This is a genomic window from Streptomyces sp. enrichment culture, from assembly GCF_964272855.1.
In the GTDB taxonomy this organism is placed as follows: domain Bacteria; phylum Actinomycetota; class Actinomycetes; order Streptomycetales; family Streptomycetaceae; genus Streptomyces.
Genome location: NZ_OZ186847.1, coordinates 888,367 through 911,906 on the forward strand (window position 1 = coordinate 888,367; position 23,540 = coordinate 911,906).

Below are 23,540 nucleotides of genomic sequence, written 5' to 3' on the forward strand. Positions count from 1 at the left end.
CCCTAGGAGACCTGTGACTGTGCTGACCGCGGACGACGTCCGCACCGCCACCGACACCTTGTCCCGGCTCACCGACTACCTGCGCGACACTCCGGATCCCGGCCAGGCGCTCGCCCTGATGGAGCCCCTGCTCGACGAGTACACGGGCCTGCCCATCCAGCTCGGCGACACCCTGCGCGCCTTCGCCCGCGCCATCCTCGACCACCCGGACACCCCCCACAGCACGGCCCTGCACACCCGGATAGCGGACCTGCGCACCGCCGCGTGGCAGCAGACCGATCAGTACGACCTGCACTACACCCTCGACGAACTGAAGGCGCTCCTTGCCAAGGCTCCCGAGCCGGAGAGCTGCTCGTGCCGGTGAGCGAACGGCAGCTCGCCGCCTTCGCCGACACGCACGCCTGGCGGATCCCGTTCGACACGACCCCGCGCCACCTCGCCGGCCCCGGTGACGCCCGCCACGTCACCCATGGCCTGGCCGCCGCTGGCTGGACTCGCACCTCCGATCCGCTGAGCCCCGAGATCGTCCTGCGCAGCCCCGATCACCGGTACACCCTCCAGTTCGACCCGCAGTCCGCCACCTCCGCGTGGTGGCGGCTGCGGGCCGAGCCCACCGACACCGAGCCGGGCTGGTACGCCGAGTTCGGCGAACTGGTGCCCGCCGAACTCATCGGTCACCTGACCGACGCCCTGCTCGCCTCCCCGCCGACCGAGCAGCCGGACATCCTCCAGGCGCTGCACGCGGCGAACTGGGAGACCGACGAGCAGGGCACAGCCCACTCCCCCGACGGCATGTGCCGCCTCGAGCTGCGGCACCTCGGCGGCCATGAGGCCCCCTCGTGGTGCATCGAGACCCGCGAGCGCGGACACGGAGGCTACGACGGGCCGCTGATCTGGCGCGCCTATCTTCACAGCCGCACTCCGACCCGTCTGGTCAACGGCTTCGTCACCGCGCTCGCCGACAGTGCCCCGCTCCAACGCGGGATGCACGACCGCATCGCCCACTACAGCGTCGTGCAGCAGCCCAGCCCGCTCACACCACAGCAGGTCGTCGAGGCCCACGCCGCCCGGCTCCGCGCGATCCGCACCCAGGGCCGCGCCGCCCGCCGGCACCAACGGCTCGCCACCACCGCCGCGGCGACCGCCGCGAGCGCCCACCATCCGGCCCCGCGCCGCTGAACCGAGAGGACCCCTACCCATCGCTTTCGCCCCGCTCGCACACCGCGAGTCCCTGCAACACCTCGACGACTACATCCGCGACAGCAAGAAGATCCTCGACGCCTGGGACGCGTACTCCGACGAGCACACCGACCTCGACGGCTGGCCGTACGACGACGACACCTACGGACGGCGTCAGAACCGGCGCGACGCCGACACCGCCGCCGCGTTCGACACCGTCCGCGTCGGCGCACATCACCTCCTGGCCACCGCCGACATCCAGCTGGGCGCCCTGCCACCGCCCTCGGTGCAGACCCGCTGGGCGTACCAGCTCGGCGTCCTACGAGCCGCCCTCGAAAGGCTCGACGCCCTGCACGAGGAGTGGCTGCACACGCGCGACAGTCTCCCGGCCGACGCCCATCCCGGAACCCCCGCGTACGACGACGCCCTCGCCGAGCACCATGCCGAGTGCTGGAGCCACCTCGACGACTGGGCCATCCACGGCCATGTCTTGCACGAGATCAACGCCGCTGCCCAGCACGCCCCTTCACCCCTCGCACCGCGCCCGACCACGCGCGCAGCCCGCGCGGCAGGGCGGACCCACGCGGTGCGGAGGTGACCATGCCCAGTCCCGAGACCGTGGAGGTCGACTTCATCGCGCCGCGGCACCTGGCCGGGGGCGGTGATCCCGCCTGGATCACCGCGCCCCTGCACCGCGCCTGCGGCTGGAGCCACGGCAACGCCCCCCTCATGCCCCGCGTGATCCTCTCCAGCCCCGACCAGAAGGCGCTCCTGCGGCTGGAACCCGACCCCGACGGCCAGTGGTGGACGCTTCAGCACGCCCCCGAGCCGGACCGTCCCGCTTGGTACGCGAGCTTCGGCGCCCGCACCCCGGTGGAGATCATCGCGGGCTTCATCGACGCGCTGACCGATCCCACCGCCGCTCCGGCAGACCCTCAAGACGCCGTGCAACCGCTGATGAACGCGGGGTGGTCGCCGTCCTACCGCCACCACCGGTTCGCCTCCCCTGACAACACAGTGCGCGTCGACATCCACGAGACGACAGGCACCTGGTGGATCGGCACGCTTCTTGACCACGCCCGGCCTCCGGTATGGCAGGCCCGCTTCGGCGAGCACACGCCGCCTCATCTGATCGCCGCGTTCACCACGGCGCTCGCCGACCCCCGGCCGGTACTGCGTACCGGCACCTCACTCAGTCTGCCGACCCGCAGCCCGCATCTCGTCACTCAAACGCGCCAGGAAGTACGCGCGGTCCAGGTCGCCTCCGCCTTGGAGGACCGCATCCGCACGCTCGCCGCCCGTCACACCGCCGCGACGGCAGCCCCCAGCGTCCCGCGACGGCCGCCCACCAGCCCCAGCCACACCCGCTGAACCCCTCCGCCCCCGCACCGAACCACGCAGCCCATTGCCTCCTTCCTCCAGCAACTCCACCGACGGCTACGACATCGCCTTCCGCCTCCTCCTGGGAGTCTTCGCCGTCGCCGTTCCCCTGTCCCACCTGGCGTGGCTGTGCGGCAACATCACCGCCTACCTCACCAGCGGCGCCTGGGCGCCGTACCAGCCGACCGCCGCCCTGCTTCACCCCGACCAGCTCTGGCCCGAGGCCGGCGAAACGTCCCTGCTCATCGGCACCCGGATCGCCCCGATCGCCGCCGCGCTCGCGCTGGGCGCCGTGGTCGGCGTCCTGTGGTCACGCCACAAGAGCAGAAGCGGCGGCCGCAAGAAGAAGGTCACCGGGATGGCCAAGCCGAAGGACATCGAGCCGCTGATGGGCAAGGCCATCACCGCCAAGGCCCGTAGCCTGCGCCCCAGTTTGAAGAACGCCAAGCACATCGACGCCCATGACACCGGCGTCCTCCTCGGCAACCTCCAGGGCACGAAGCACGAGGTGCGGATGGGGTACGAGGATGTGGCCGTCGCCATCATGGCCCCGCGGTCCGGCAAGACGACTTCTCTCGCCATCCCCTCGATCCTCAACGCTCCCGGCCCGGTCCTGCTGACTTCCAACAAGGCGGCCGGCGACGCTTACACCGCCACTCTGGAGGCCCGCGCGAAGGTGGGCCGGACCTGGTCGATGGATCCGCAGCAGATCGCACACGCCGCCCGCGAGATGTGGTGGAACCCCCTTGCTGACGCCAAGTCCCTTGAGGGCGCGGGCCGGTTGGCTGGTCACTTCCTCGCCGCGTCCGTGGACGCCTCGCAGCAGGGTGACTTCTGGTCCAAGGCCGGCAGCAACATCTTGTCCCAGCTGTTCCTGGCCGCCGCGCTCGACGAGCGGCCCATCACCGACGTCATGCAGTGGCTGGCCTTCCCTGCCGACCGCACACCTCTGGACATCCTCCGCGACCACAACTTCACCGCAGTCGCGGCCCAGCTCAAGGGCACCGTCGAAGGCCCGCCCGAAACCCGCGACGGCATCTACGAAACCGCCCGCCAGTACGCCGCCGCCCTACTCAATTCCGAGATCGCCGCCTGGGTGACCCCGCAGAAGGACGTCCCCGAGTTCCGGCCGGCCGAGTTCGTCACCTCCACCGACACGCTCTACCTGCTCTCCAAGGACGGCGGCGGCGGAGCGAGCGCCCTGATCGCGGCGTGTGCGGACTCGGTGATGCGCGCCGCGACAGCCCAGGCCGAGCGCGCCGGCGGACGTCTGGATCCGCCAATGCTGGCGATCCTCGACGAGGCCGCCAACGTCTGCAAGATCAGCGACCTGCCGGACTTGTATTCCCACCTCGGCAGTCGCGGCATCATCCCGATCACGATCCTTCAGTCCTACCGCCAGGGCCAGAAAGTGTGGGGGGACGCAGGCATGGACGCCATGTGGTCCGCCTCCACGGTGAAGGTCATCGGTTCGGGCATCGACGACCCGGACTTCGCCGACAAGCTCTCCCGGCTGATCGGCGACCACGACGTGGAGACCACCTCCACCTCCACCTCCGAGTCCGGCAAATCGACCTCCGTGTCGATGCGGCAGGAGCGGATCCTGCCGGCCGACGCGATCCGCGCCCTGCCCAAGGGCACCGCACTGTGTTTCGCCACCGGCATGCGCGTCGCCATGCTCGACCTGCGCCCCTGGTACCTCGAACCGGGCGCAGACGAACTGGCCGATGGCTCCGACCGCGCGTCGCAGGCCATCACCGCCCGCGCCGTCGCCAAGCAGGCACCTCAGCAGGCCGACTACGGCACCGCCGCCTGACCTGTCCCGACCCGGCCATGCGAAGTGGTCGGTGATGTCACTCGTGTCCACCTTGGCATTGCGAGCCCGGAGGCGAACCGGAAAGTCTCCAGCGCCCTGCCAACGGACGGACCGTGTCTCCACCCTCCGCGGCCCACCAGATCACCCGCACTAAGCCGGCCCAGGCAAGCCCACTCCCACTCAAGAGCTGCCCGATGACGACACCGTCCGACGACGCCCTCCTGTTCGACGTCCATGCCCCCGCGCCGGCCACCCCCGTGGAACGGCTCCTGGGGCTCGCCGACCTCTACACCCAGCACAACGACCGGATCGATCTGCTGTTCGGCGGCCGTGCCGATCTCGTCCCAAACGCCTACGCGGCCTCTTCCCTCCGTCTGGAACGCGAGGCACTTACCTCCATCAAGGCGGTCCGGCAGCAGCCCCTGCCTGCCATCGAGCCCGTGTCCAGCGCCATCGTCCGACTGAAGCAGATCGCCTACCTGACCGGCGGGGCCACGCGCTACCTCATTGCCGCCCGGCAAGCCGTACCCGAAGACGACGTGGAGCATGCGCGCCCCGATCGCCGCCACGGGTTCGGGCAGTACATATGGCTGGCCCGTGAACTCACCGCCCTCGCGCCCCAGGCCATAGTCGAGTCCGCCACCCACATCGCCGCCAGGCTGCCCGACAGGGCGCGCAGCAAGACCACCCTCCCCGGCCTTGACGCGTCCAAGCGTGAGGTCTTGCTCGAAGTCGCTCGTGGCCACGTCATCGTCAGCCAGCAGTACTCGGAGCGCGACTACGGCCGCACCGTGACGGTGGACGTGGAAGTGCTGCGCTGCTTGGAAGACCAGGGCCTGGTGACCCGCGAGCCCGGGTCCGCGCCCCCGTTCTTCCCCGGCGGACCGTCACTCGACCGCGTACGTCTGACCGCCCTTGGAATCTCCGTCCTCAGCACGGTCCTCGACTCCCCCCGGCACGTCAGCATGCCCGCGGTCGGCCCCGTCCCCGCCCCGGCGGAAGCCAACACCACCCACGCACGCCGCTGACCGCAGCCGTCCGTTCCCCGGAGCGTGCCTGCCGCCTCCTCCGTTCATTCAAGGAAGTTCCGGTTCCCGCCTCGCCCACGCTTATCTGTATCTCGCTCGGTGCCGGCATTCAGTCCAGCGCCATGCTCGCCCTCTCCGCCAACGGCGTTCTTCCGAAGGCTGATTACGCCATCTTCGCGGACACGGGGTGGGAACCCAGGGCCGTGTATGACCACCTCGACCGGCTGGAAAGGGAAGTAGCCGCTCCTGCAGGCATACCGATCTTGCGTGTCTCCTCCGGCAACATCCGCAACGACGCCCTCGATCCGGAGCACCGCTTCGCCTCCATGCCCCTGTACATCCTCAACAGGGATGGCCGACCTGGGATGACCCGGCGCCAGTGCACCGGCGAATACAAGATTAAACCGATTAAACGACAAGTTCGGGAGCTCCTCGGCTACCCCTACCCGCAGCGCATCCCCAAGGACGTCTTCGTCGAGCAGTGGGTCGGCATATCCACGGACGAGTTCCACCGCGCCAAGGACGCCGATGTCCGCTACATGCACAACCGGCATCCGCTCATCGACATGGGCTGGTCGCGCACCGACTGCATCCGTTACTTGGCCACACTCGGACTCGGCGACACTCCGAAATCCAGCTGCCTCGGGTGCCCCTTCCACGGAAACGCCCAGTGGCGACACATCAGGGACACAAGCCCGGACGAATGGCAGGACGTCGTCGCCTTCGACGCCGCCATCCGCAAGGGCAACGCCCGCGCGAACGCCAGCGGCAACGAGCTGCTCGGACAGGCGTTCCTGCACCGCTCCCGAGTCCCCCTCGCCCAGGCCCCCATCGATCACGTCACCGCAGCCGAATGGGCTGCACGGCAGGCCCAACTCGCCGACGGCCAGGCCGACCTGGAAGAGCTGGAGCGGGGCGTGGTCGACGGGTGCTCGCCCTGGGCATGCCGAGGTACTGCGGACGCAGAGCCGAGGCAGGACCACTTCGGGCTGGCCACTTGATCCTTGATCTGTTCGCGGGGCCCGGTGGTTGGAGCCATGCCCTGTCGGCGCTCGGGGTACGCGACGTCGGCCTGGAGTGGGACGAGTGGGCCTGCAAAACGCGAGGGGCAGCAGGTCAGTTGACGCTGCGTACGGACGTGGCTCTCTATCCGGTGCGGCCGTTCATCGGGCGGACCCAGGGGCTGATCGCCAGTCCGCCGTGCCAGGCGTGGTCAATGGCCGGCAAACGGCTCGGGTTGGTTGACCAGCCGCTCGTCCACCAGGCCGTAGCCGACCTCGCCGCCGGTCGCGACACCCGCGAGCGGCTGCTCGCCGCCTGCCGGGACGAACGGTCCCTGCTGGCCGCCGAGCCCATGCGCTACCTGCACGCGCTGAACGCGGCGAGCGAGCCGGAGTGGGTCGCGATGGAGGAGGTCCCCGACGTCCTGCCGCTGTGGCGCCAGTACGCGGCCGTACTACGCGGCTGGGGCTTCTCCGTGTGGACCGGCATCCTGAACGCTGCCGATTACGGCGTACCGCAGACACGGCGACGAGCGATCCTGCTCGCTTCCCGAGTCCGCACCGCAGAGCCACCACCGCCGACCCACTCCCAAGTCGCCGAGCTAGAAACCTTGTTCGGGCCCGGTCGCGTTCGCTGGGTGAGCATGGCCGAGGCGCTCGGCTGGGGAGCCACCGACCGTCCAGTGCCCACTGTCTGCGCCGGCGGCGGCCCGGGAGGCGGCCCCGAGCCGTTCCCGTCAGGCTCCCGCAAGACCCTCTCCGACGCCCGCGCCCGCGGCACCTGGAGACACCGGGCGGCCAAGGCAGTCGTGCTGCCATCCCTCCGAGAGGGAGCCGGGTGGGCTGCCCGGCACGACACCCGGAACAATCGGCCCGCCGATTCCCCGGCGCCCACGTTCGCCGCGGACGCGCATCGCTGGTCCTGGGCCCTGCGGAGCAACAACCAGGCCAACGCCACCGTCCGGTCCATCGAGGAGCCGGCCGGGACGCTGTTCTTCGGGCACCGCGCGAACGAGTGCACTTGGGTCGCCGAACCCATCACCCCGCAGCAAGCGGATGAACCCGAGGCCACCCCGGAGCCGATACGGATCACCGCCCGCGAGGCCGGCATCCTCCAGACCTTCCCCGCCGACTATCCCTGGGCCGGGAACAAGGGCCAGGTCTTCAGCCAGATCGGCAACGCGGTCCCGCCGCGCCTGGCCGCCCACATCCTCGCCCCGCACATCGGCGTCCCGTTCAACCCCGACGACTTCACCCTGGCCGCTTGATGCCCCACACCCCCAACGGCGAAGACGAGGCACCGTACGAACCGGCGGAACGCCCGCCGGTGCACTGTGCCGAACAGGCCCTCCTCGGAGCCCTCCTGCTCGACCCCACCCTCCTCGAGGGCCTGGCCGAACTCGAGCCGGCGTCCTTCGGTAACCCCTTCCACGCCGCCCTCTTCGCCGCGATGCGCACCGTTCCCGCCCCAGAGGAACAAGCACACCGGACCGGACTGGATTGGATGAACGCCGTCCTGGGTCAGGCCCAAACGGAGACTGCGGGCTTGGCTCCTTCCTTCCTGCACACCCTGATCTCCGCCTGCCCCCGGCCGAGCCACGCGCCCGCGTACGCGGCGATGATCCGATCCGACCACGCCCGGCGTACCGTTCGCCTCCACGCCGAGAGGCTCGCCCAGGCCGCCGCGGACAGCACGGTACCGGACCGCTCCGGCCACACCCTCGACGCAGCCGACGCACTCGCGCGACACCTGGACGAACTCGCCATCCGTTTCCCCTCCCACTCCAGCCCCATGCCGCGCACACCCCCGCCCTCGTCGGCGCCGCAGCTGGCGGACACGGAAGAGGCTCTGGAGGCAGAGCAGTGGCTGCTCGCGAGTGCCGTTGCCTCGCCCGCGCATGTGAAGGAGATGCGCTGGCTCAGTGCCAACGACTTCCTCCATCCCGTCCATGCCGGGCTGTGGCAATGCGTGACCGCGCTGGCCCACCGTGAGGCTCCCGTGGATCCGGTCACCGTGCTGTGGGAGGCGCAGCACCGCGGCGTTCTTGCCGCCGGCATCACCTCGGGCGAGACGGTCGCCCTGCTGTCGATACCCGTCGGCTCCCCGGAGTACTGGGGCGAGCGGCTCGTCGAACGCACCCTGCTCACCCGAGCCCGCCAGGTAGCCGACCGGGTCACCGCCTACGCCGACGACCCGGCCAACAGCGTGCATCAGCTGGTCACCGGCAGTCGCCGGGCGCTCGCCGACCTGCACGCCGTCCGCAACCGCTGGCAGCGGGCAACCCGCCCACCCGCGGCCCCAACCTCGCAAGCCGAAACCACAGCCGCCTCACGTGCCGGCCCCCGCAGACCTCGCGCCATCACAACCACCGCCGCCCGAGCCGTCCCTACCCGGCCCACGCCTGGCAGGGTCCCGTAGCCGAAAGTCCCTGATGCCCCACGCCCCCGCCGACGCTCACGTCCGTTTCACCCTCCACCCGGCCCACCACCCCGGCGTGATCGCCACCACCAGCGGCCCGACAGCCGACGCCGCGCGCTCCCACCTCCACGGCTTCGGCTGGCGCAGCACCAGCCCGAGCACCATGGTGCTGGCCCGCATCGACCGGGAAGAGCCCTACTACGCCGCCAAGGCGGCCGAACAGCTTCAGCGCTACGGGTTCACCGTCGACATCACCCCCTCCCTCCAGGAAGAGATCGACGCCGAGTGGACCTGGGGGAACTACCCGTTTCCCTGGTGCACCAGGGAGGAGATCCGCGAGGTGAGCGCCGAGGCCCAGCGCCTCCACGACGACATCGCCGAAGGCCGTCTGATCATCCATCTGCACGCCCGCGACGGCCACAACACCGTGGCCGTCGGCAGCTACACCACCGGGGCGCGCCGCCACGTCCACCTCCACGGTGAGAACCACCTCCGGCAGATCTCAGCCTCGTTCGACAACGAGTCCGACGCCATCGCCGAGTTCCAGCGGCTCTACTCGGTCGCCGTCCGCCCTGGCCCCGCTTCCCTCACATACCTCGAGAAGACCGTCCGCAAGGTGCTGAACGGGCAGACGACAGGGAATCACTCCGCCAAGAGCACCGCCACGACATCGGCAGCGCCGCCCGTCGCCGCTCTCGGAGAGCACAAAGAGTTTCTGACCTCCTTCCTCGATGACAACCCCCAGTGGGAGAAGTACAGGACCTGGAGCGACGAGACGACCATCGTCTCCCACGAAAGCCTCACCCTGCGGGCCGAGTTCGACCACGAAGCACGCCACCGCACCGACACCGCCTGGACGATCGCCGAGTACGGTGGCCCTGTCGGCGAACGCCTCTGGCACGCCACCATCACCACCGGCACACCCGTCACCTTGATCCACACGACCCTGCAGCACCTCGACGCCCCGCCCCTCACAGCCGCCGGGGAAGCGCACGATGTGCTCCGAAACGCCGGATGGCACCCGGCCACCCACCCCACCCGCACCACCTGGACGGCCGCGGCTGGCGCGATCACCTTCGAGCACACCCCCCACTCCACGACCGACCGCTGGACCCTTTACGGCGGGGACAACCTCGACCGCGCGGCGTGGACGATCCGCCTGTCCGCCGGCGTGGGCCAAGACCTTCTCGCTGAGCTCGCCTCCGCCGCTGCAACCCTCGTCGCCGCACCCACCCCCACGCCCACAGCACGGCTGGCACCCGCGCCTCGGCTTCCGCTCGCCGTACCTCGACCACGGGCGGCGCACCGGTGACGGGCTCATCACAGCCGCTCGTCACGCGCGTGCGCCACGAAGGCGATAAGCCGCTGACCTACAGCGATACCCTCCAGGGGAGCCGGACCCGGCCCACCCGCTAGCTTTCGCCAGGCTGGGAAGAGAACGTCTCCACCGACGCGGTGTTCTCCAGGACCGACGTTCACTACGACGAGACAGCGCTGCCCTATCCGGTCACTCCGTACGGGGGCGTGCAGGCGGCCGGTGAAACGGCGGTCCGTCTCCTGCATCATGCCTCAGTCGTCGCTCGCACCTCCCTGATCATTGGCGACGGCGGGTCCACGCACGAACGCCTCGTCCACGTCACCGCGACACGGCAAGGAGCATTGTTCACGGTCGACATCCGCTGCCCCGTCCGCGTCACGGACCTGGCAGCCGCTCACTGGGAACTAGCTAGACGCCGATCTCGGAACACAGCTGGCCACAGCTGTACCCACATCCGCTGCGCCCAGGAAAGAGCCGACTGCACGTAGGACCGGAGCCGCCCCTCATGCGTCATCGCACGTGGTGTCCTGAGCCGCTCGTTATCGACAGGCGGCGGTAGCTCGGTACAGCATGGTGATGCCGGTGAGGGGCCCGGTGACCTGCGAGCCTTTAGGCTTCCTTCTGCCGGAGAGGCGTAGGTGAGTGGGGGGAACGTGGCGGAGACCACACGGCTGTCGTCGTTGAGTGAACAGCTGGTTGCCATCGGTTTTGAGCGGCTTGCCCAGGGCGTGCCGGCTGTGCTGAGCAGCTCGCGGTTCGCCCGCGAGCTGCCCTTCAGCGCGCCGGAGGGCTGGCAGAGCGTGTGCGAGCCGTCGTGGGAGCAATTGGGCGCGCGCGCCGGAGAGCTTCTCGCTGATGGACCGTTGTTCTTGGTGCCGACATGGGAGCGCAGGGCGGACCGGGACAGGCGTCGTGCAACCGATGCCGACTCCTTCTACGCCGAGGTCATGACCTCATGCCGCCCACCTTCAGCCGACGCCGTGATGGCGGTGCTCCTTCCGGCGCAGGCGTGGGTCTCGGACCGCCCCTGGGCCGCCGAGATGCGCGCGAAGGTGGCCGAGCATTGGGACACCCTGCTCGTGGCCTACGGGTCGGCCACGTTGACGCAGCTACATGCGAGCGTGGAGTCGGCGGTTGTCTTCCTGCGAGCGCGGGCGCAGACGCGGCCGGCACTGAAGGTCTTCCAGGTGCCGCGCCCTCGCCCCGATAATGCATCTGTCGTCAAGGACTTCGAGCGGCTGCTGGACCGTCAGGGCGGTCGGGGAGAGTACGGCTATGTCCTGCGGGAGCCGCCCGGCCCGGAAGAGGGCCTGTACTTCGATCGGTTCGACCCGCACATCCTCCAGCGCCGCGAGGACCTGGCCGGTTTCGGAGCCGTCAACGCCCTTGGTGATCTCTTCACGTTCCACCGTGCACCCTTCAACGAAGTAATCCTGAAGAGCGGCAAGCAGCTGACGTCACCGAAGGATCCCGGCGGGGTGCGCATGATCCGGGCGCGGGACATCGGCCGGGACGGCACGATCGCCCCGCCGTCGGAGGAAACCTTGTGGGCGACCATTCCCGCAGATCAGCAACTCGCTGCGGGGGACCTGGTGATCCGCCGACTGATCGCCCCGGTCACGGTGCCTCCGCACGGCTTCTTCACCGCCCAGGTCGGTGAAGAAGACCTCCCCGCCGCAGCGTCCGACCAAGTGGTGGTCCTTAGGCCCATCAAACCGCTCTCCCGCCCACAGGCCCGCTTGATCACCCTATTCCTGCGTACCCCACTCGCCCTGAGCCTGGCCGGGCCCCGGCTGGCCGCCACCACCATGGAAGCGTTGTCCGCGCTGCCTGTCCCGCAGCCCGATGAGGCGCTGACCAAGGCGCTCGACGAAATGACAGCCGCCCAGCAGCAGTTCAAACGATGGGAGCAGGAGGCGGAGTCGGTGATCGAGTCCGTCTTCATGGAGAAGACCGCAGCCCGGGCCCGCGCCCGCCTCATCGAATCCGGCCGTGCGCTGCGTCTGCGTGTCGAAGCAGCCTCGCTGCTCGACGACCTCGGCCACAGCATCCGCACCCGTTTTCCCTACCCCATCGCCTATCGCTGGCGCGAGACCGAGGCCCGAATGAGTGCCGGTGACGCCCAGGCCGCCTACGCCGCGATCCTGGACACCGCCGAACAACTGCTGTGCTACGTCGCTCAGCTCGTCCTCGCCCTCACCCACGCGAGACAGATCACCCTGGGGGCAGTGACGGCAATCCGGGACAAGCTCGCCGGCGGGCGCAGCGGCCCTGGCTTCGGCGACTGGGCCAACGTACTCAACGAAGCCGCGACCAGCCGACAGCTCAACAACCTCCCGGAAGCCCACCCCCTCAATGACATCCGGACGCTGTTGGCACATGCGGACGCCGAGAAGGCCCGCCGAGCCCTGAGCGAGCGCCGCAATGACCAGGCCCACCTGCGGCGTGTCGACCCGATCGACCTGCCCCACGCCATCGATGTCGCCCTCGCCGACCTGACCCGCCTGGTCGAACGGGCCCGCTTTCTGGCCGATCTACCCCTGATTGAAATCACCGACGTCCGCTGGGACGTCTTCGCCCGTAGCGCCCGCGTGGAATACCGGGAACTGGCCGGCGACCACCCCGTCGTCCCAACCCGCACTATGACCTCGCCCATCAATGACCTGGAGACGGGCAGCCTCTACCTCCGCGACACCGACGGCGCGTTGCACCTGCTGCGCCCATTCTTGATCGGCCGGGACTGCCCGACATGCCGCAACTGGTCCACGTTCCACGCTGATCGCGTCCCCAGGGGCGCCGTTGTCTTCAAGAGCCTCGAACACGGGCACACTTGGGAAGACACGTCCCCCGGCACCCGCCGCCTGCTGGGTCACGTCGGCCTTGTGTGAGACCACAGCCATGGCAAGCTGCGGCGGCGAGGGCCGCCGCCCGTGTCGCGCTGGACACTGGACATGCGTGACTGCCGCGGTGAGACAGGGGGAACGACGTGAGTGACGATGCTGTCCAGCTTGAGAGGCGCATCCGCTTTGCCTTGAGCAATCTCGGCGAGAGCAACAGCCATCACGAGTTCGAGGCACTGTGCCTGGGCCTGGCACGACGGAGGATCACTAGCAACTTGCTTCCGGCGACCGGCCCCGTCAGTAGCGGTGGTGACCAGGGCCGGGATGCCGAAAGTCACTGGACCAACATCCCGCGGGAGCTGCCCGGCACGTCCCTGTTCGCGGCGCTGGCCTCCACCCAGCGGGTGGTGATGGCATGGACCATCCAGAGCACTGATGTCCCGGGAAAGATCCGAAGCGACCTAGCATCGATCTGCCGGCAGGGCACACCCGTTGACCGTGTCATCTACTTCACCGTGACCGCGGTGCCCACCAGAAAGCGGCACGACCTGATCGACGAAGCCACTCGGACACATCACATCGAGCTGGAAATCTGGGACGCCGCCGCACTCGCCCTCCACCTAGCCGACTACGACCTGTTCTACCTCGCCGTCCAGTACCTCCACCTACCATCCGACCTCACTCCGCCACGCCCGGACGGCGCCGGCGAGCTGCCCGACTGGTATGTCGAAGCCCGGCAGCGGTGGCAGGCAATCGACGAGCCTAGCGGCACCCTTGGAGAGTTGGTGGACCTGCGAGGCCCGCTTCGCCACGCCACCTTCCACGATGAAGCCCGTGCCAACCTGCCGGAATGGATCGGCCACGCACGCGCCCTGCTCGATGCCGCTGTGGGGGAGAACACCGCTCTCCGGACCCGCTATGAGATCGTCGTGGCGACCCTGCGCGGATTGGGCGACATGCACCCGGCGGACCATCTGGCCCGCAACTTCTTCGACACGGTCACCGCCGTTGACACCCTCACGGACCCGGGAATCCTTGAAGACGCGGTCGTGCTCCTCGAGTACGGCTTCGGGGCACTGGTGCGCGGCCTCACCGCGATCACCGCAGAGGACCTGTACCGCTGGCAGCGCCTGCTGACGGACAAGATCGACCACCTGCTGGACGCGGACCCGCCCGCCAACGCTATGGCCCATCTGCTCGCCATGCGAGCCCGCCTGGCCTTGCACACCGACATGACCGCAGACCTCAGACCAGCGCCTGAGGACCTGCCCACCGTCGCGGAGGTCACCGCATTCGTCCTCGAAGCGGTGGAAGCCGGTGAGCAGGTACCTGCTCTGCAGACGGGGCCGCCGCTCACCGACCTCGACACCGGAATGCGCACCCTGCTGCGGCTGCCCGCCGCCGAGCATGCCCTCGCCGGCCTGCGCCGGGCGCTGGAGGCCGGCGAGCCGGTCAGCGACGAGATCATCGACACGCCCTCATCCTCCCCCTGGTCGACAAGGCGGTCCCGGAACGGCAGGCCGCCCTTGACGCCCTCCTCGCGCTGCCCGAGATCGGCGGCCCGGTCGGGTACTCAGGGGGGAGTGATCTCCATCGGCGTTCGCCTTGCGGTGGGCGGGCCGCGCACCTCGGCCACCGTTCTGTTCACCGGGAGTTTCGTCCCCCGGGCCACGTTCGAGGAGGCCCGCCAGGTCACCATTCGCTGCACGTCCTGCTGCAGTGGGATGACGAAGGGAACGACCGGCAGGCGGCCCTGGACCTGTTTGACGCCTTCGGCTCCAAGGAGAAGACCCTGCACGCCAATATGGGCGGGCACACCGGCGTCCTCAGCACGCGGGGGACGCCGCGGCCAAGTTCTTTACCCGGCATCTGAGCTAGCCGCCGACCACCCCTGCCATCAGGCCAGCAGCAGACCGTAGGCGGCGGTGGCCAGCAGGTGCGCAACCGCCCCGGCCGGCCCCTCCGTCGAAAGGCATCTCCCGACGACCACAGACCACCCGCGAAGCCCGCACGGCCCAGAGGCCGGCAGAGGGTCACGCCGCCGCGTAGCTCGCCCGGAACAGATCCTGCGCCCGCTCCACGTCCCTCGGCGTACGGAGCTGCACCTCCAGATCACCCGTCCCGTGGTGACCGAGACCGGACACGTCCCGGGTGAAGCCCGGGACAAGGTCGACGCCCTTCGGGTCGACCTTCAGGTAGACCAGGAGCTTGCTCCGTTGTGGAGGACAAACGCAGGCGAAGTTCCGCAGCCGCTGGTAGGCCCGGTAGGTCTTGCGCTCGACACGGTTCACACCATCCCCGAGTCCGAGCAACGCCTCGTCGACCGCGCTCGCCAGCTCCACCATCGACACGCCCTGGACGCCGGCTGCGACCCGAGTGACCACCTGCTGGAGAGCCCGGCGGGACGCCAGCGTGCCGCCGCTGACGGACGCCACGGTCTCAAGCCCGAGCAGGTCGCTGCCGAAAAGTCGGTAGCGGACCAGGTCGATCGAGCGCCGGTGCTCGCGAACGGCGTGCACGTCGTAGCGGGTGAAGTCGCCGGCGATGCAGATCAGGCGCGGGCCGCTCCACAGGACCTGTGACGCGGCCGTTGCCCCGAGCCGGTCGCGGACCAGGTACTCGAACTCAGCCCGGTGGTCCACCAGCCAGCTGAGATAGAACAGGCCCTGATTGATGACGCCGGCGTCGACCCCGCGCTTGTACTCGACGACGACCGGTGATCCGTTCTCGTCCAGCCCGAGCGAGTCGATCCGGCCCCCATGGACCGGCCCCGTGCTGTACTCGCTCGCCAGGAAACGGACCCCCAGCAGCGTCTCCATTTGCGCCTCGACGAGACCCTGCACATCTGCCTCGACCTCAGCAAGACGCGGCGCGACCTCCGCCACGCCGCCCTTCGTCATGTTCGTGCGGAACAGCCTCAGGCCCGACACCTTCCCCTCCTCGGCCAGTAGATCAATAACGTCAGGCACGTGTGGATTTGTTTCCGCAAGGGCCCGACGGCGCCGTGAAGAAAGTGTGCGGGCGGGCACGCCAAGATGTCATACGCCTTCTCGCAGGAAGACGGTCCCGGCTGCACGGAGACCGTATGCCATCCCAGCACGGTAGAGGTGAGCAGGGGTGATGACAGGTTGTCTCTGGATTGACGTCGGCTCAGCTCGCTGGCCCCTGGCGATCCGCGCCGATCACCAGCCGCCGCTAAGCCCATGTAATCCAAGTGAGTGTATCTAGCACGCGGTGAATCGATCCTGCTCCTGCCGCTGCAACGCAGGACCTCTACCGTGGCACCGTGTCGATCTTGGGGACTCTTCCCAGCCATGGAGGTCGCAGCAGCCCCGAGCGGGAATCGCAGGTGCTGCTCAGCCTCGTGGCTTCTGGACTGGTCAGCCTCTCTTCGTGGCGTGGGCATGTTGATCGACGTCGGCCATACGACGGCCGCCTGCAACTTGGCCTTGATCAACTTTCGGTCGCCTGTGTCCGTAAGGGCCTCGCTGCGCCCACCGGCGTGGGGGATCTGGTCTGGGAGTGGTGCGCCAGACGACCGATGCGAGAGTGGCCCCTCGTCTTCGACCCGGACGCCCAGGCTGACGGTGAGTTGCTGCTTATCGACGGCTCGCCGAGCGAGTTCTGCCAGGAATGGGTGCGGGCTTCCCGAGACGTCGTCGCTGACGTACACGAGAGTGCGCTCGTGAACCACGTGAAGGACGTCGCCAGGGCGTTGGGGCGCCCGGACCTGTACGCACACTGGCGGATGCTGCTGACGGGGAGGACCGTCCTGTCGGCCATGGAGATGGTGCAGCAGAAGAATCGCTTCCTGGACGTACCGTCCTGGGCCGTGTGGCTCGACGAGTCCTACGAGCCGGTTCCTCCTGAGAGCACCCTGAGCGGCAAAATCGCGGTGTGTCGTCGCTGTCGACAGTGGATGTCACCAGGCGGTGACGGCCAGTGGACATGTCCGAGCTGGCGCTGCGCCGCGTACCGCTTCGGTTCGGTACCCGAACTCAAGCCGGCTGACGGCGCGCACCGCCTCCGAGCAGATCTTGTGGGCTATATCGCTCTTCCTGGGCGCCCAGAGTTGGAATTCGCCGAGGGGCTGGCGGCCAGGGGAGCTCGGGTTGTGATGTATCCGGGCTACGACGCCCTCGACGCTGTGGCGACCTGGCCTGATGGCTATGCGATCGGTGTAGACGTGAAGGATTGGAGGAATCCCTTCCTCCTCGCCCGCAGCATCAAGAAGTTCCCGGATTGGTCCGGCGCGCATCCCTACGCCTACAGCAAGGGATTCATCGCGGTCCCGCAGGACCGTACGCGTGGCAGGGACGGATACCTGCGCATCCTGCGCAAGCACAGCAGCGCTCTTCACGACCAGCCACACGTCCAGGTGGCCACTTTGGAGGGACTGATTCAGCAGTGCCCCGACCTCGGTGCCCCTGGTGAGGTGACCTGTGGCCCGTGATCGTAACGAGTGGCGGCGGAGGCTCATTAGGCGGCTTGGCAAGGCCGCACAGCAGGCGGGAGCCAGTCAGTCTGAGCTTCGCCACGCTCTGGCGCTCGAACTTGGCCTGTACGCCCTCTCGGTATGGGCGCCCGAAGCATCCGTGCGTGATGGATGGGCTCTACTCAAGGGCTACGACTTTCGGCCGAAGGTGACAGACGCTGCCGCTCCGGTAATGAACTGTTCGGTTCGCTGGCTGATCGGTGAGCTCAAGAAGGATCAGGACTGGCACGAAGCCCTCACATCGTACGAGGAATTTCCAGAACACCTTCGGCTGTTCACCGTGAAGGACTGGGACGCCCCGCCGGTGCAGAGGGAGCTGTCCGATGGACCGGAACGCGTGGCTGCCTACGCCGAAGCCCTGGCAGGCCCCCCTGAGCACCGACGTGAGACGGCAGTGCTGGCGGAACCGGAGACCTCTTACACATTCACCGCGGACGGGACTCGCTACCGCGTACGCCTTCCGCGTTGGCTTGTTCCCGCACCAGGCCACAGCCATGGAAAAGGCCGGCGTCGGCGTCGCATGCGGATCAACTGGTCCTCCCTGCTGGCAACGGCCAAGAGGATGGACGCGGTGGACGCAACAGCCGGCCTCCACTTCAACTGGCACGGCCGCATCCTGGATCTTGAACTCCACCTCCGTAAGCGCCGGGGCCTTCGGCCAGCGCGACGCCTGCTGATCGAAGACGTACTGCACGTGGTGGGCATGCCCGCCGTTGGGAAGACCACGCTGCTGACAGTGCTGGCGGTCTGGGCGGCGCGGCACCGTCACACGATGACCCTGGTGCTGGGCGACGTGATCGCGGTGCTGAACATGGTGGGCGACCTGAATCGCTACGCACCCGCCTCCGCCGCACCGATCCTGGGAGCCTCTACACGTGGTCAGCACCTCCGTCAGCTCCACCGGCCGCCGGACCCGCGCACTGTCGGAGTCGAGCTGCTGCAAGACCAGCGATTGCACTGGGTGTCGACGGCCTGCACGTTGCAGGGGACGCTGCCCGACCTGACAGCTCCGTTGGCCCTGGGAGACGCACCATGCTTCGGGCGGCTGGAGCTAGTGCCGGACGACCAAGGCACGTCGAAGGAAGGAACGCAACCGGAGCGATGTTCCTGTCCGTTGTTCCACGCTTGCGGACGTCACGAGGCGGCACGGGCCCTGGTCAAGGCCCCCATCTGGGTGGCGACAGCACAAAGCCTCCTGCACTGCCGTGTGCCGGCGCAGCTGACCGATGAGCAGAAGCGGTATCTGGAACTCGCGCACGAACGCAGTGACACCTTCGCCTTCGACGAGGCGGATCGAGTGCAGATCCAGCTCGACGAGATTTTCAGCCCGTCGCAGACGTTGGCCGGGCCCGGGAAGGATGCGTACCTCGACGAGGTCCGTCCGCTGTTCGAGCAGCACAACCGTGCCAACCACGGGCGTCATCTGACCACCAGTTCGACGGTCCGCCAGTGGTCGATCTCGATCAACTCCGCAGGAATGCTTGTGGCCCGGCTGCGGGCTCTCCTGGGTGAGCACAGGCATGTACGGGAGTGGCTACGCGAGGGCTACTTCAACGAATGGCGGCTGGGCGCCCAGCTCGCGGCTGAGATTTCGAAGCGGCCACCGAAGGAGGAAGGTTCCGAGGACCCGTCGGAGAAGGCGGAGAGCCAGGGCAGACGTGCTCGCTGGAAGGTAGACGAGGAGCTGTTCGCGCGGTGGCGGGCGGTTCTGCGTGAGTGGCTGACCGACCCCGGTCGGCCGTACTCGGGCAGCGACCCACGGGTGGCTGCCCTGTGCGAGATCTCCGCTCGCGGGTACGACGACACCAGCCGCATCACGCAGCAGCTCATCGCCTGGTTGAGCCAGGACAGCGACGTGATCGTCGCGGGCGGGGAGCCACGCCGTCGTTTGGCCATCCGTTTTCAGGTCGCCATGACCGTTGCCCTGCTGGCAAAGCAACTCGACCACCTGACCAGGTACAGCTGGGAGGTGGAAAGCGAGACGGGTGCCGAGGGCATGTCCTCCAGTCTCGTGCACCGCCCGCCAGCCGAATATCTGCCACTGGTGCCCGAGAGTCCCATGGGCAACCTGCTGGGCTTCCAGTACCGAGAGGACGAGCACGCTCCGGCCGACCGGCTCGGCACTCTCAGCTTCTTCCGGTGTACGGGAATCGGCCGTTCGCTGCTGCTGAACCTTCCCCGCCTCTTCGGCGACTCTGTTGACGATGAGGCACCCCCCGGCGTACTCCTTCTGTCGGCGACCAGCTGGGCAGGGAACTCGCCACGCTACGACGTCCAGGTGCCCGTTTCCGGCATCCTCACTTCTCGCGCCGCCGAGAAGATCCCCGTCGACCAACGCATCGAGTGCTTCTACCTGCCCTCGATCGGCAGGGGGCCGAACGGTCGCACCTACGAGCGCGTGGTGTCGGGAAAGCTCGGAGACGAACGCACAAACGCCCTGGCGGACTTGCTCGCGGACTTCTGCACCGCGCAGCCGGGCCCACGCGGTGTACGCCCCAGCACGCTGGAGCGAATCCGCGATGAGCTGGAACTTAGCCGACACCGATTGCTGCTGTTGGTTGGCAACTACCAAGAGGCCAGGCTCGCACACCGAAAGCTGGTTGAGCTGCGCCCCGAATGGGCCGGCCAGATCATGCACATGGTTCCGGATGACGACCGTGGGACCCATCACTGGGACAACGACTCACTCGCCCGTAGCAGGGTCTCCACGCTTGCACGTCACCGAGACGTCTGGATTCTGATCACGCCCATGCTCGCCATCGAGCGCGGCCACAACATCCTCAACGACGATCACGTGGCAGCACTCGGGGCTGCCCTGTATCTCGTGAGGCCTCATCTGCACCCCGAGGACCTCAGCTATCACATCCAGTCCATGAACCGATGGGGTATCGAGGAGATCCGCGACGGTATGCCCTCTGCTGGACTGCCGGACGCGTCCTTGGGTGCACGAGCGGAAATGTTCCAGCGCATCGCACATCGTCGGTGGGCTGACCGACTCGAGGAGTCTCTGCGGTACTCCCTGACCGAAGCCGACTCGTTCGAGCGCCGGGCCATGGACTGGACGAACATCCCCCCGCTGAACCAGATCGCCGGCCGCATGCTGCGGGGCGCGGCCTGCGGTCGAATCTACTTCTGTGACGGCGCCTTCAATCCGCGTAGCGACGACAGCATCCTCCTCGGCATGTACCGAGCCATGGAGGAAGCGATGTCCGGGCCGGAAGCCGAGATCGCCAACCCCTTGTACCTGCCTCTCAAGCACGGGCTGCACAACCTCCTGGAGCAATACCGTGGCGACGTATGACCGCCTCCAGCGCATGGCGCTGGTCCTGAAGCCCACCGACGAGGAACCCCTGGGCGCGTACTACGCCTACGAGTTCCCCCAGATCTGGGCGCGCGAACTGCACAAGCGTGTTTTCCAGCGTGCGCGGCAGGGCGATGACGACGAAGAATGGCACGGGCTTCCGCTGTGGGCTGTCACCTCGGGCATCGCCGCACTCCTCCCGCACGTGCTCGTCGGCAACAGCTCGGGGCGCCAGGGCAAAGTGTGGCTGGCCTGGAACCACCAGGACGGCAGCCCGACGCCCGACGGGGAACTCATCGTCGAGCTGGTGCGCAGCGGTCTTGTCGTTGCCGCTCTGTCGAAGAACGAAAAGGCGCGTCTTCGAGGGCGCCCCGAGCCCATCGACATCACGGAGCTCGTCTCTGTGCTGGAGAGTTTCGAGTCGTCCGATCTGCGCGGCGGCCTGCGGAGCTTGCGCATCGATAAGGACCGGGCTCTTCGCGACGCCGAGTACAAGGTCCTGCCAAATCTACTGGCGGCCCGACTTGTCAGCGAAGGATGGCAAGTGGACCATGCCGGCTGGGAATGGGACGAGGCCGGCACCCCCGCGAGACTCAAGAACTACGGCACCTCACGGTGGCACCGCGTCGCGGCCGACGAGGGAGCTGAACTGATCTCCTGGCCTCCCTACGTGTACGAGAGCAAGAACGAAACGCCCTATCCATGGTCATACACATGGCGTCTGACTGCGCAGAACCACGCCCTCGACCCTTCCTCGGAATGCCTGATCCACGCCTGTGTCGGTATCCGAAGGTGGGCACGTGGCAACGTCTGGGACGGCAAGCGGGCCGTCACCGCCTACCTCTTCACGCCCTCTCCCTGGGCGAACGCGACCAGCCCCTTCGGCAAGGCCCGTATGAAGTGGCAGCCAGGGCCCAAGGGCAAGAAGGAAGGGAAGATGGTGTGGGACGACGTGCTCGCCGACACCCTCGCCCGCTACACGTCACATCGCTACCTCCCGTCAGCCCCCGAACTGGCTGCTGACCCATACGCCTTCTTCAAGCCAGCCAGCGGCGGATCTCCCCTCGCCGGCGTGGTCTTCCGTGATGGTCTTGGCCAGTACGCCAAGCACTCCGTCGGCAAGGGTGTCTCGGCCCGCGACCGCTGGCAGATCTTCCATCAGCTCGCTGCTGCTCTGTCTGCGGTCGCCAAGCCCGAGACTCCCCTGCGGCGCATCCCCGTCTCGGTGCGACCCCGCCCGTCAGCCGACCAGTTGTTGAGCATCGATAAGCCGGCCCTGGCTCGTGCGATCCCCCAGGGCATTGCTGTCGACGTGCTGTGGAACACCGCCACCATCCGAGACGAAGTGCTGGCGACGCTACACACGGCCTTCGGCCAGACAGTGCCACAGGTGCGACAGGATCAAGCCGGCGACTCCCGCCACGAATACGTCCTCGAGACGGACGGCCTCAGCGTCGTCGTCAGGACCCAGCCAGTAGGCGAGATCGCTGCTCCTCTCCAGGTCGATAGCACGATCAAGAACCGTAAGGACCGGGTCCGCCAAGCCACCACAGCTCGCCGGGCCGCGACTGTCGAGCGCCTACGCCTGGCTTGCCCCTCCGGCCATCAACGGTTCGCTCTGATCGAGATGCCCGACGCGGACGCGTACAACGCTGCGGAACACGACCCCAAGCAGGCCGTGAAGGCAGCAGCGGCCTCCATCGGCGTGCTGGCTCAGAACATCACTCCACCGAAGCCGACTGGAACGCTGCCCGGCCAGGAGACCGTTGGCACTCGCCGCCAGCGCGTCGCGAAATCTGTCATGGACCTCCTCGTGCGCCAGACAGGACTCCTGGCACACCCTTCGGCCCCCGGCACGGCGAACAGCCCACTGGGTGACGTGACCACCGTGGGGTTCTGGGTCGTCCGCCGCAACAAGGAGAGCCGCGCCCTCCTCCCCCTTGCCGTCTCTCACGCGCCCGACGAACCGTTCGCGCGCATCCGTCTTCCGCACGACGGCGCGTGGATGCCCATCCACCAAGGGCTTCTCACCCTCGCCGACTTCGACATCGAACGCCGTCTGGCCCACGAACGGATTCAGGAGTTCTTCCGGGAGGTCACCGAGGAAATGTGCGACGGCTCCGACATCGCACTGCTGACGCTCGCACAGAACCTGAGATCCAGCTGCCCGGGCCTCACCAACGGCAACCTGACCTCCGACGGGCTTGCCTTCAACACCGAAGCGCCCATCCCCGCCGATCGTCGAAAGGGTCTGCGCCACATCCGCCTCCGCACCAACGTGCGAGACGAGACAAGCCAGCACTACAGCTTCACGGAGAGTGGTGAGCAGGGCGACGTCGGGGTCGGCTCGGCATTCTGGGCAGACCCACACCGTCCCCGGCACTTCTTCAGCACTGGCAAGAAGCCGGCGACCGCCGGTAACGGCTCACCCAAGGGATCCCGCCTCGAAGCGCACTGGGGATGCACCGGCAAGGACGAGAACAAGGACAAGATCTACGGCATGAAACACGACACGCTTCATGACGTCTGGAACCCAGCGCTCCTGGAGATCCTCGTCGCCTGCCATGGGCCTGACGACGATCCGGCAGCCTGGGCCGCGCTCATCCACCAGCAGCGATACGAGGCGTCCCACTTCTCCGATCCGCTCGCGTTGCCTGCCGTCCTGCATCTCGCTCACAAAGTGAGCGAGCACGTGCTGCCCCACTACCTGGTCGAACCGATCACCGAGTACGACGGGTAATCGCCTCACAGAACCCGAGTGAC

At 68.0% G+C, this 23,540-nt stretch carries 16 protein-coding genes and 2 pseudogenes; 16 read left to right on the top strand and 2 right to left on the bottom strand.

Features of this window, described 5'->3' with window-relative positions:
* The first annotated feature begins 13 nt into the window (after positions 1–13).
* Positions 14–364: a hypothetical protein gene (locus ACSU6L_RS03800; RefSeq protein ID WP_437053504.1), complete on the top strand. Its 351-nt coding sequence runs from the start codon at positions 14–16 to the stop codon at positions 362–364.
* Positions 355–1,179 (top strand): DUF317 domain-containing protein, encoded by an 825-nt coding sequence (locus tag ACSU6L_RS03805; RefSeq protein ID WP_437053506.1) that lies wholly within the window; start codon positions 355–357, stop codon positions 1,177–1,179. Before ACSU6L_RS03800 ends, ACSU6L_RS03805 begins: the two co-directional genes overlap by 10 nt.
* 13 nt (positions 1,180–1,192) lie before the next feature.
* Here ACSU6L_RS03805 and ACSU6L_RS03810 read toward each other — a convergent pair whose 3' ends face one another.
* Positions 1,193–1,414 (bottom strand): hypothetical protein, encoded by a 222-nt coding sequence (locus ACSU6L_RS03810; RefSeq protein WP_437053508.1) that lies wholly within the window; start codon positions 1,412–1,414, stop codon positions 1,193–1,195.
* Positions 1,415–1,465: 51 nt separating this feature from the next.
* On the opposite strand from ACSU6L_RS03810, the gene ACSU6L_RS03815 reads away from it, so the two are divergent.
* From ACSU6L_RS03815 to ACSU6L_RS03865, 11 genes and pseudogenes are all read left to right on the top strand, one after another.
* Positions 1,466–1,777 (top strand): hypothetical protein, encoded by a 312-nt coding sequence (locus ACSU6L_RS03815; protein WP_437053510.1) that lies wholly within the window; start codon positions 1,466–1,468, stop codon positions 1,775–1,777.
* 2 nt (positions 1,778–1,779) lie between these two features.
* Positions 1,780–2,550, top strand: coding sequence for a DUF317 domain-containing protein (locus ACSU6L_RS03820; RefSeq protein ID WP_437053512.1), 771 nt, complete (start codon positions 1,780–1,782; stop codon positions 2,548–2,550).
* Positions 2,551–2,584: 34 nt separating this feature from the next.
* Positions 2,585–4,375, top strand: coding sequence for a type IV secretory system conjugative DNA transfer family protein (locus ACSU6L_RS03825; protein WP_437053514.1), 1,791 nt, complete (start codon positions 2,585–2,587; stop codon positions 4,373–4,375).
* A gap of 194 nt (positions 4,376–4,569) precedes the next feature.
* A complete protein-coding gene (locus ACSU6L_RS03830; RefSeq protein WP_437053516.1) occupies positions 4,570–5,403 on the top strand; it encodes a hypothetical protein in 834 nt (277 codons plus the stop codon).
* A gap of 122 nt (positions 5,404–5,525) precedes the next feature.
* Positions 5,526–6,404, top strand: coding sequence for a hypothetical protein (locus tag ACSU6L_RS03835; protein WP_437053518.1), 879 nt, complete (start codon positions 5,526–5,528; stop codon positions 6,402–6,404).
* Positions 6,347–7,672 carry a DNA cytosine methyltransferase gene (locus tag ACSU6L_RS03840; RefSeq protein WP_437053520.1) on the top strand — a complete coding sequence of 442 codons (1,326 nt, stop codon included), beginning with the start codon at positions 6,347–6,349 and terminating at the stop codon, positions 7,670–7,672. The genes ACSU6L_RS03835 and ACSU6L_RS03840 overlap by 58 nt, the downstream gene beginning before the upstream one ends.
* On the top strand, positions 7,672–8,823 hold the full coding sequence (locus ACSU6L_RS03845) for a DnaB-like helicase N-terminal domain-containing protein (RefSeq protein WP_437064754.1): 1,152 nt from the start codon (positions 7,672–7,674) through the stop codon (positions 8,821–8,823). The genes ACSU6L_RS03840 and ACSU6L_RS03845 overlap by 1 nt, the downstream gene beginning before the upstream one ends.
* Before the next feature lie 13 nt (positions 8,824–8,836).
* Complete coding sequence (locus ACSU6L_RS03850) at positions 8,837–10,135, top strand: DUF317 domain-containing protein (RefSeq protein ID WP_437053522.1); 1,299 nt, start codon at positions 8,837–8,839, stop codon at positions 10,133–10,135.
* A 140-nt stretch (positions 10,136–10,275) separates the two neighbouring features.
* Positions 10,276–10,629: pseudogene (locus ACSU6L_RS03855) on the top strand (sugar nucleotide-binding protein); the annotation flags it as partial.
* 165 nt (positions 10,630–10,794) lie between these two features.
* The gene (locus ACSU6L_RS03860; RefSeq protein ID WP_437053524.1) at positions 10,795–13,029 is read left to right on the top strand and encodes a hypothetical protein; all 2,235 of its coding nucleotides are present in this window, start codon (positions 10,795–10,797) and stop codon (positions 13,027–13,029) included.
* A gap of 1,340 nt (positions 13,030–14,369) precedes the next feature.
* Positions 14,370–14,859 (top strand): annotated as a pseudogene (locus tag ACSU6L_RS03865) (alpha/beta hydrolase); the annotation flags it as partial.
* 155 nt (positions 14,860–15,014) lie between these two features.
* Here ACSU6L_RS03865 and ACSU6L_RS03870 read toward each other — a convergent pair.
* Entirely contained in the window at positions 15,015–15,911 is an 897-nt protein-coding gene (locus ACSU6L_RS03870) for a DUF5655 domain-containing protein (protein ID WP_437064756.1), read from the bottom strand.
* Between the two features lie 356 nt (positions 15,912–16,267).
* On the opposite strand from ACSU6L_RS03870, the gene ACSU6L_RS03875 reads away from it, so the two are divergent.
* The 3 genes from ACSU6L_RS03875 to ACSU6L_RS03885 are packed head-to-tail and all read left to right on the top strand — an operon-like array spanning position 16,268 to position 23,517.
* Positions 16,268–17,434, top strand: coding sequence for a hypothetical protein (locus ACSU6L_RS03875; protein ID WP_437053526.1), 1,167 nt, complete (start codon positions 16,268–16,270; stop codon positions 17,432–17,434).
* Positions 17,424–20,777 (top strand): hypothetical protein, encoded by a 3,354-nt coding sequence (locus ACSU6L_RS03880; protein ID WP_437053528.1) that lies wholly within the window; start codon positions 17,424–17,426, stop codon positions 20,775–20,777. The genes ACSU6L_RS03875 and ACSU6L_RS03880 overlap by 11 nt, the downstream gene beginning before the upstream one ends.
* Positions 20,764–23,517 carry an RNaseH domain-containing protein gene (locus ACSU6L_RS03885; RefSeq protein ID WP_437053530.1) on the top strand — a complete coding sequence of 918 codons (2,754 nt, stop codon included), beginning with the start codon at positions 20,764–20,766 and terminating at the stop codon, positions 23,515–23,517. The genes ACSU6L_RS03880 and ACSU6L_RS03885 overlap by 14 nt, the downstream gene beginning before the upstream one ends.
* Positions 23,518–23,540 lie beyond the last annotated feature (23 nt).

Bases quoted from the DNA above. Each gene is read 5' to 3' on its own strand.
- ACSU6L_RS03810 (WP_437053508.1), bottom strand. From the start codon at position 1,414: ATGTGCGCCGACGCGGACGGTGTCGAACGCGGCGGCGGTGTCGGCGTC.
- ACSU6L_RS03830 (WP_437053516.1), top strand. From the start codon at position 4,570: ATGACGACACCGTCCGACGACGCCCTCCTGTTCGACGTCCATGCCCCC.
- ACSU6L_RS03840 (WP_437053520.1), top strand. From the start codon at position 6,347: ATGCCGAGGTACTGCGGACGCAGAGCCGAGGCAGGACCACTTCGGGCT.
- ACSU6L_RS03850 (WP_437053522.1), top strand. From the start codon at position 8,837: ATGCCCCACGCCCCCGCCGACGCTCACGTCCGTTTCACCCTCCACCCG.
- ACSU6L_RS03835 (WP_437053518.1), top strand. From the start codon at position 5,526: ATGCTCGCCCTCTCCGCCAACGGCGTTCTTCCGAAGGCTGATTACGCC.
- ACSU6L_RS03845 (WP_437064754.1), top strand. From the start codon at position 7,672: ATGCCCCACACCCCCAACGGCGAAGACGAGGCACCGTACGAACCGGCG.
- ACSU6L_RS03820 (WP_437053512.1), top strand. From the start codon at position 1,780: ATGCCCAGTCCCGAGACCGTGGAGGTCGACTTCATCGCGCCGCGGCAC.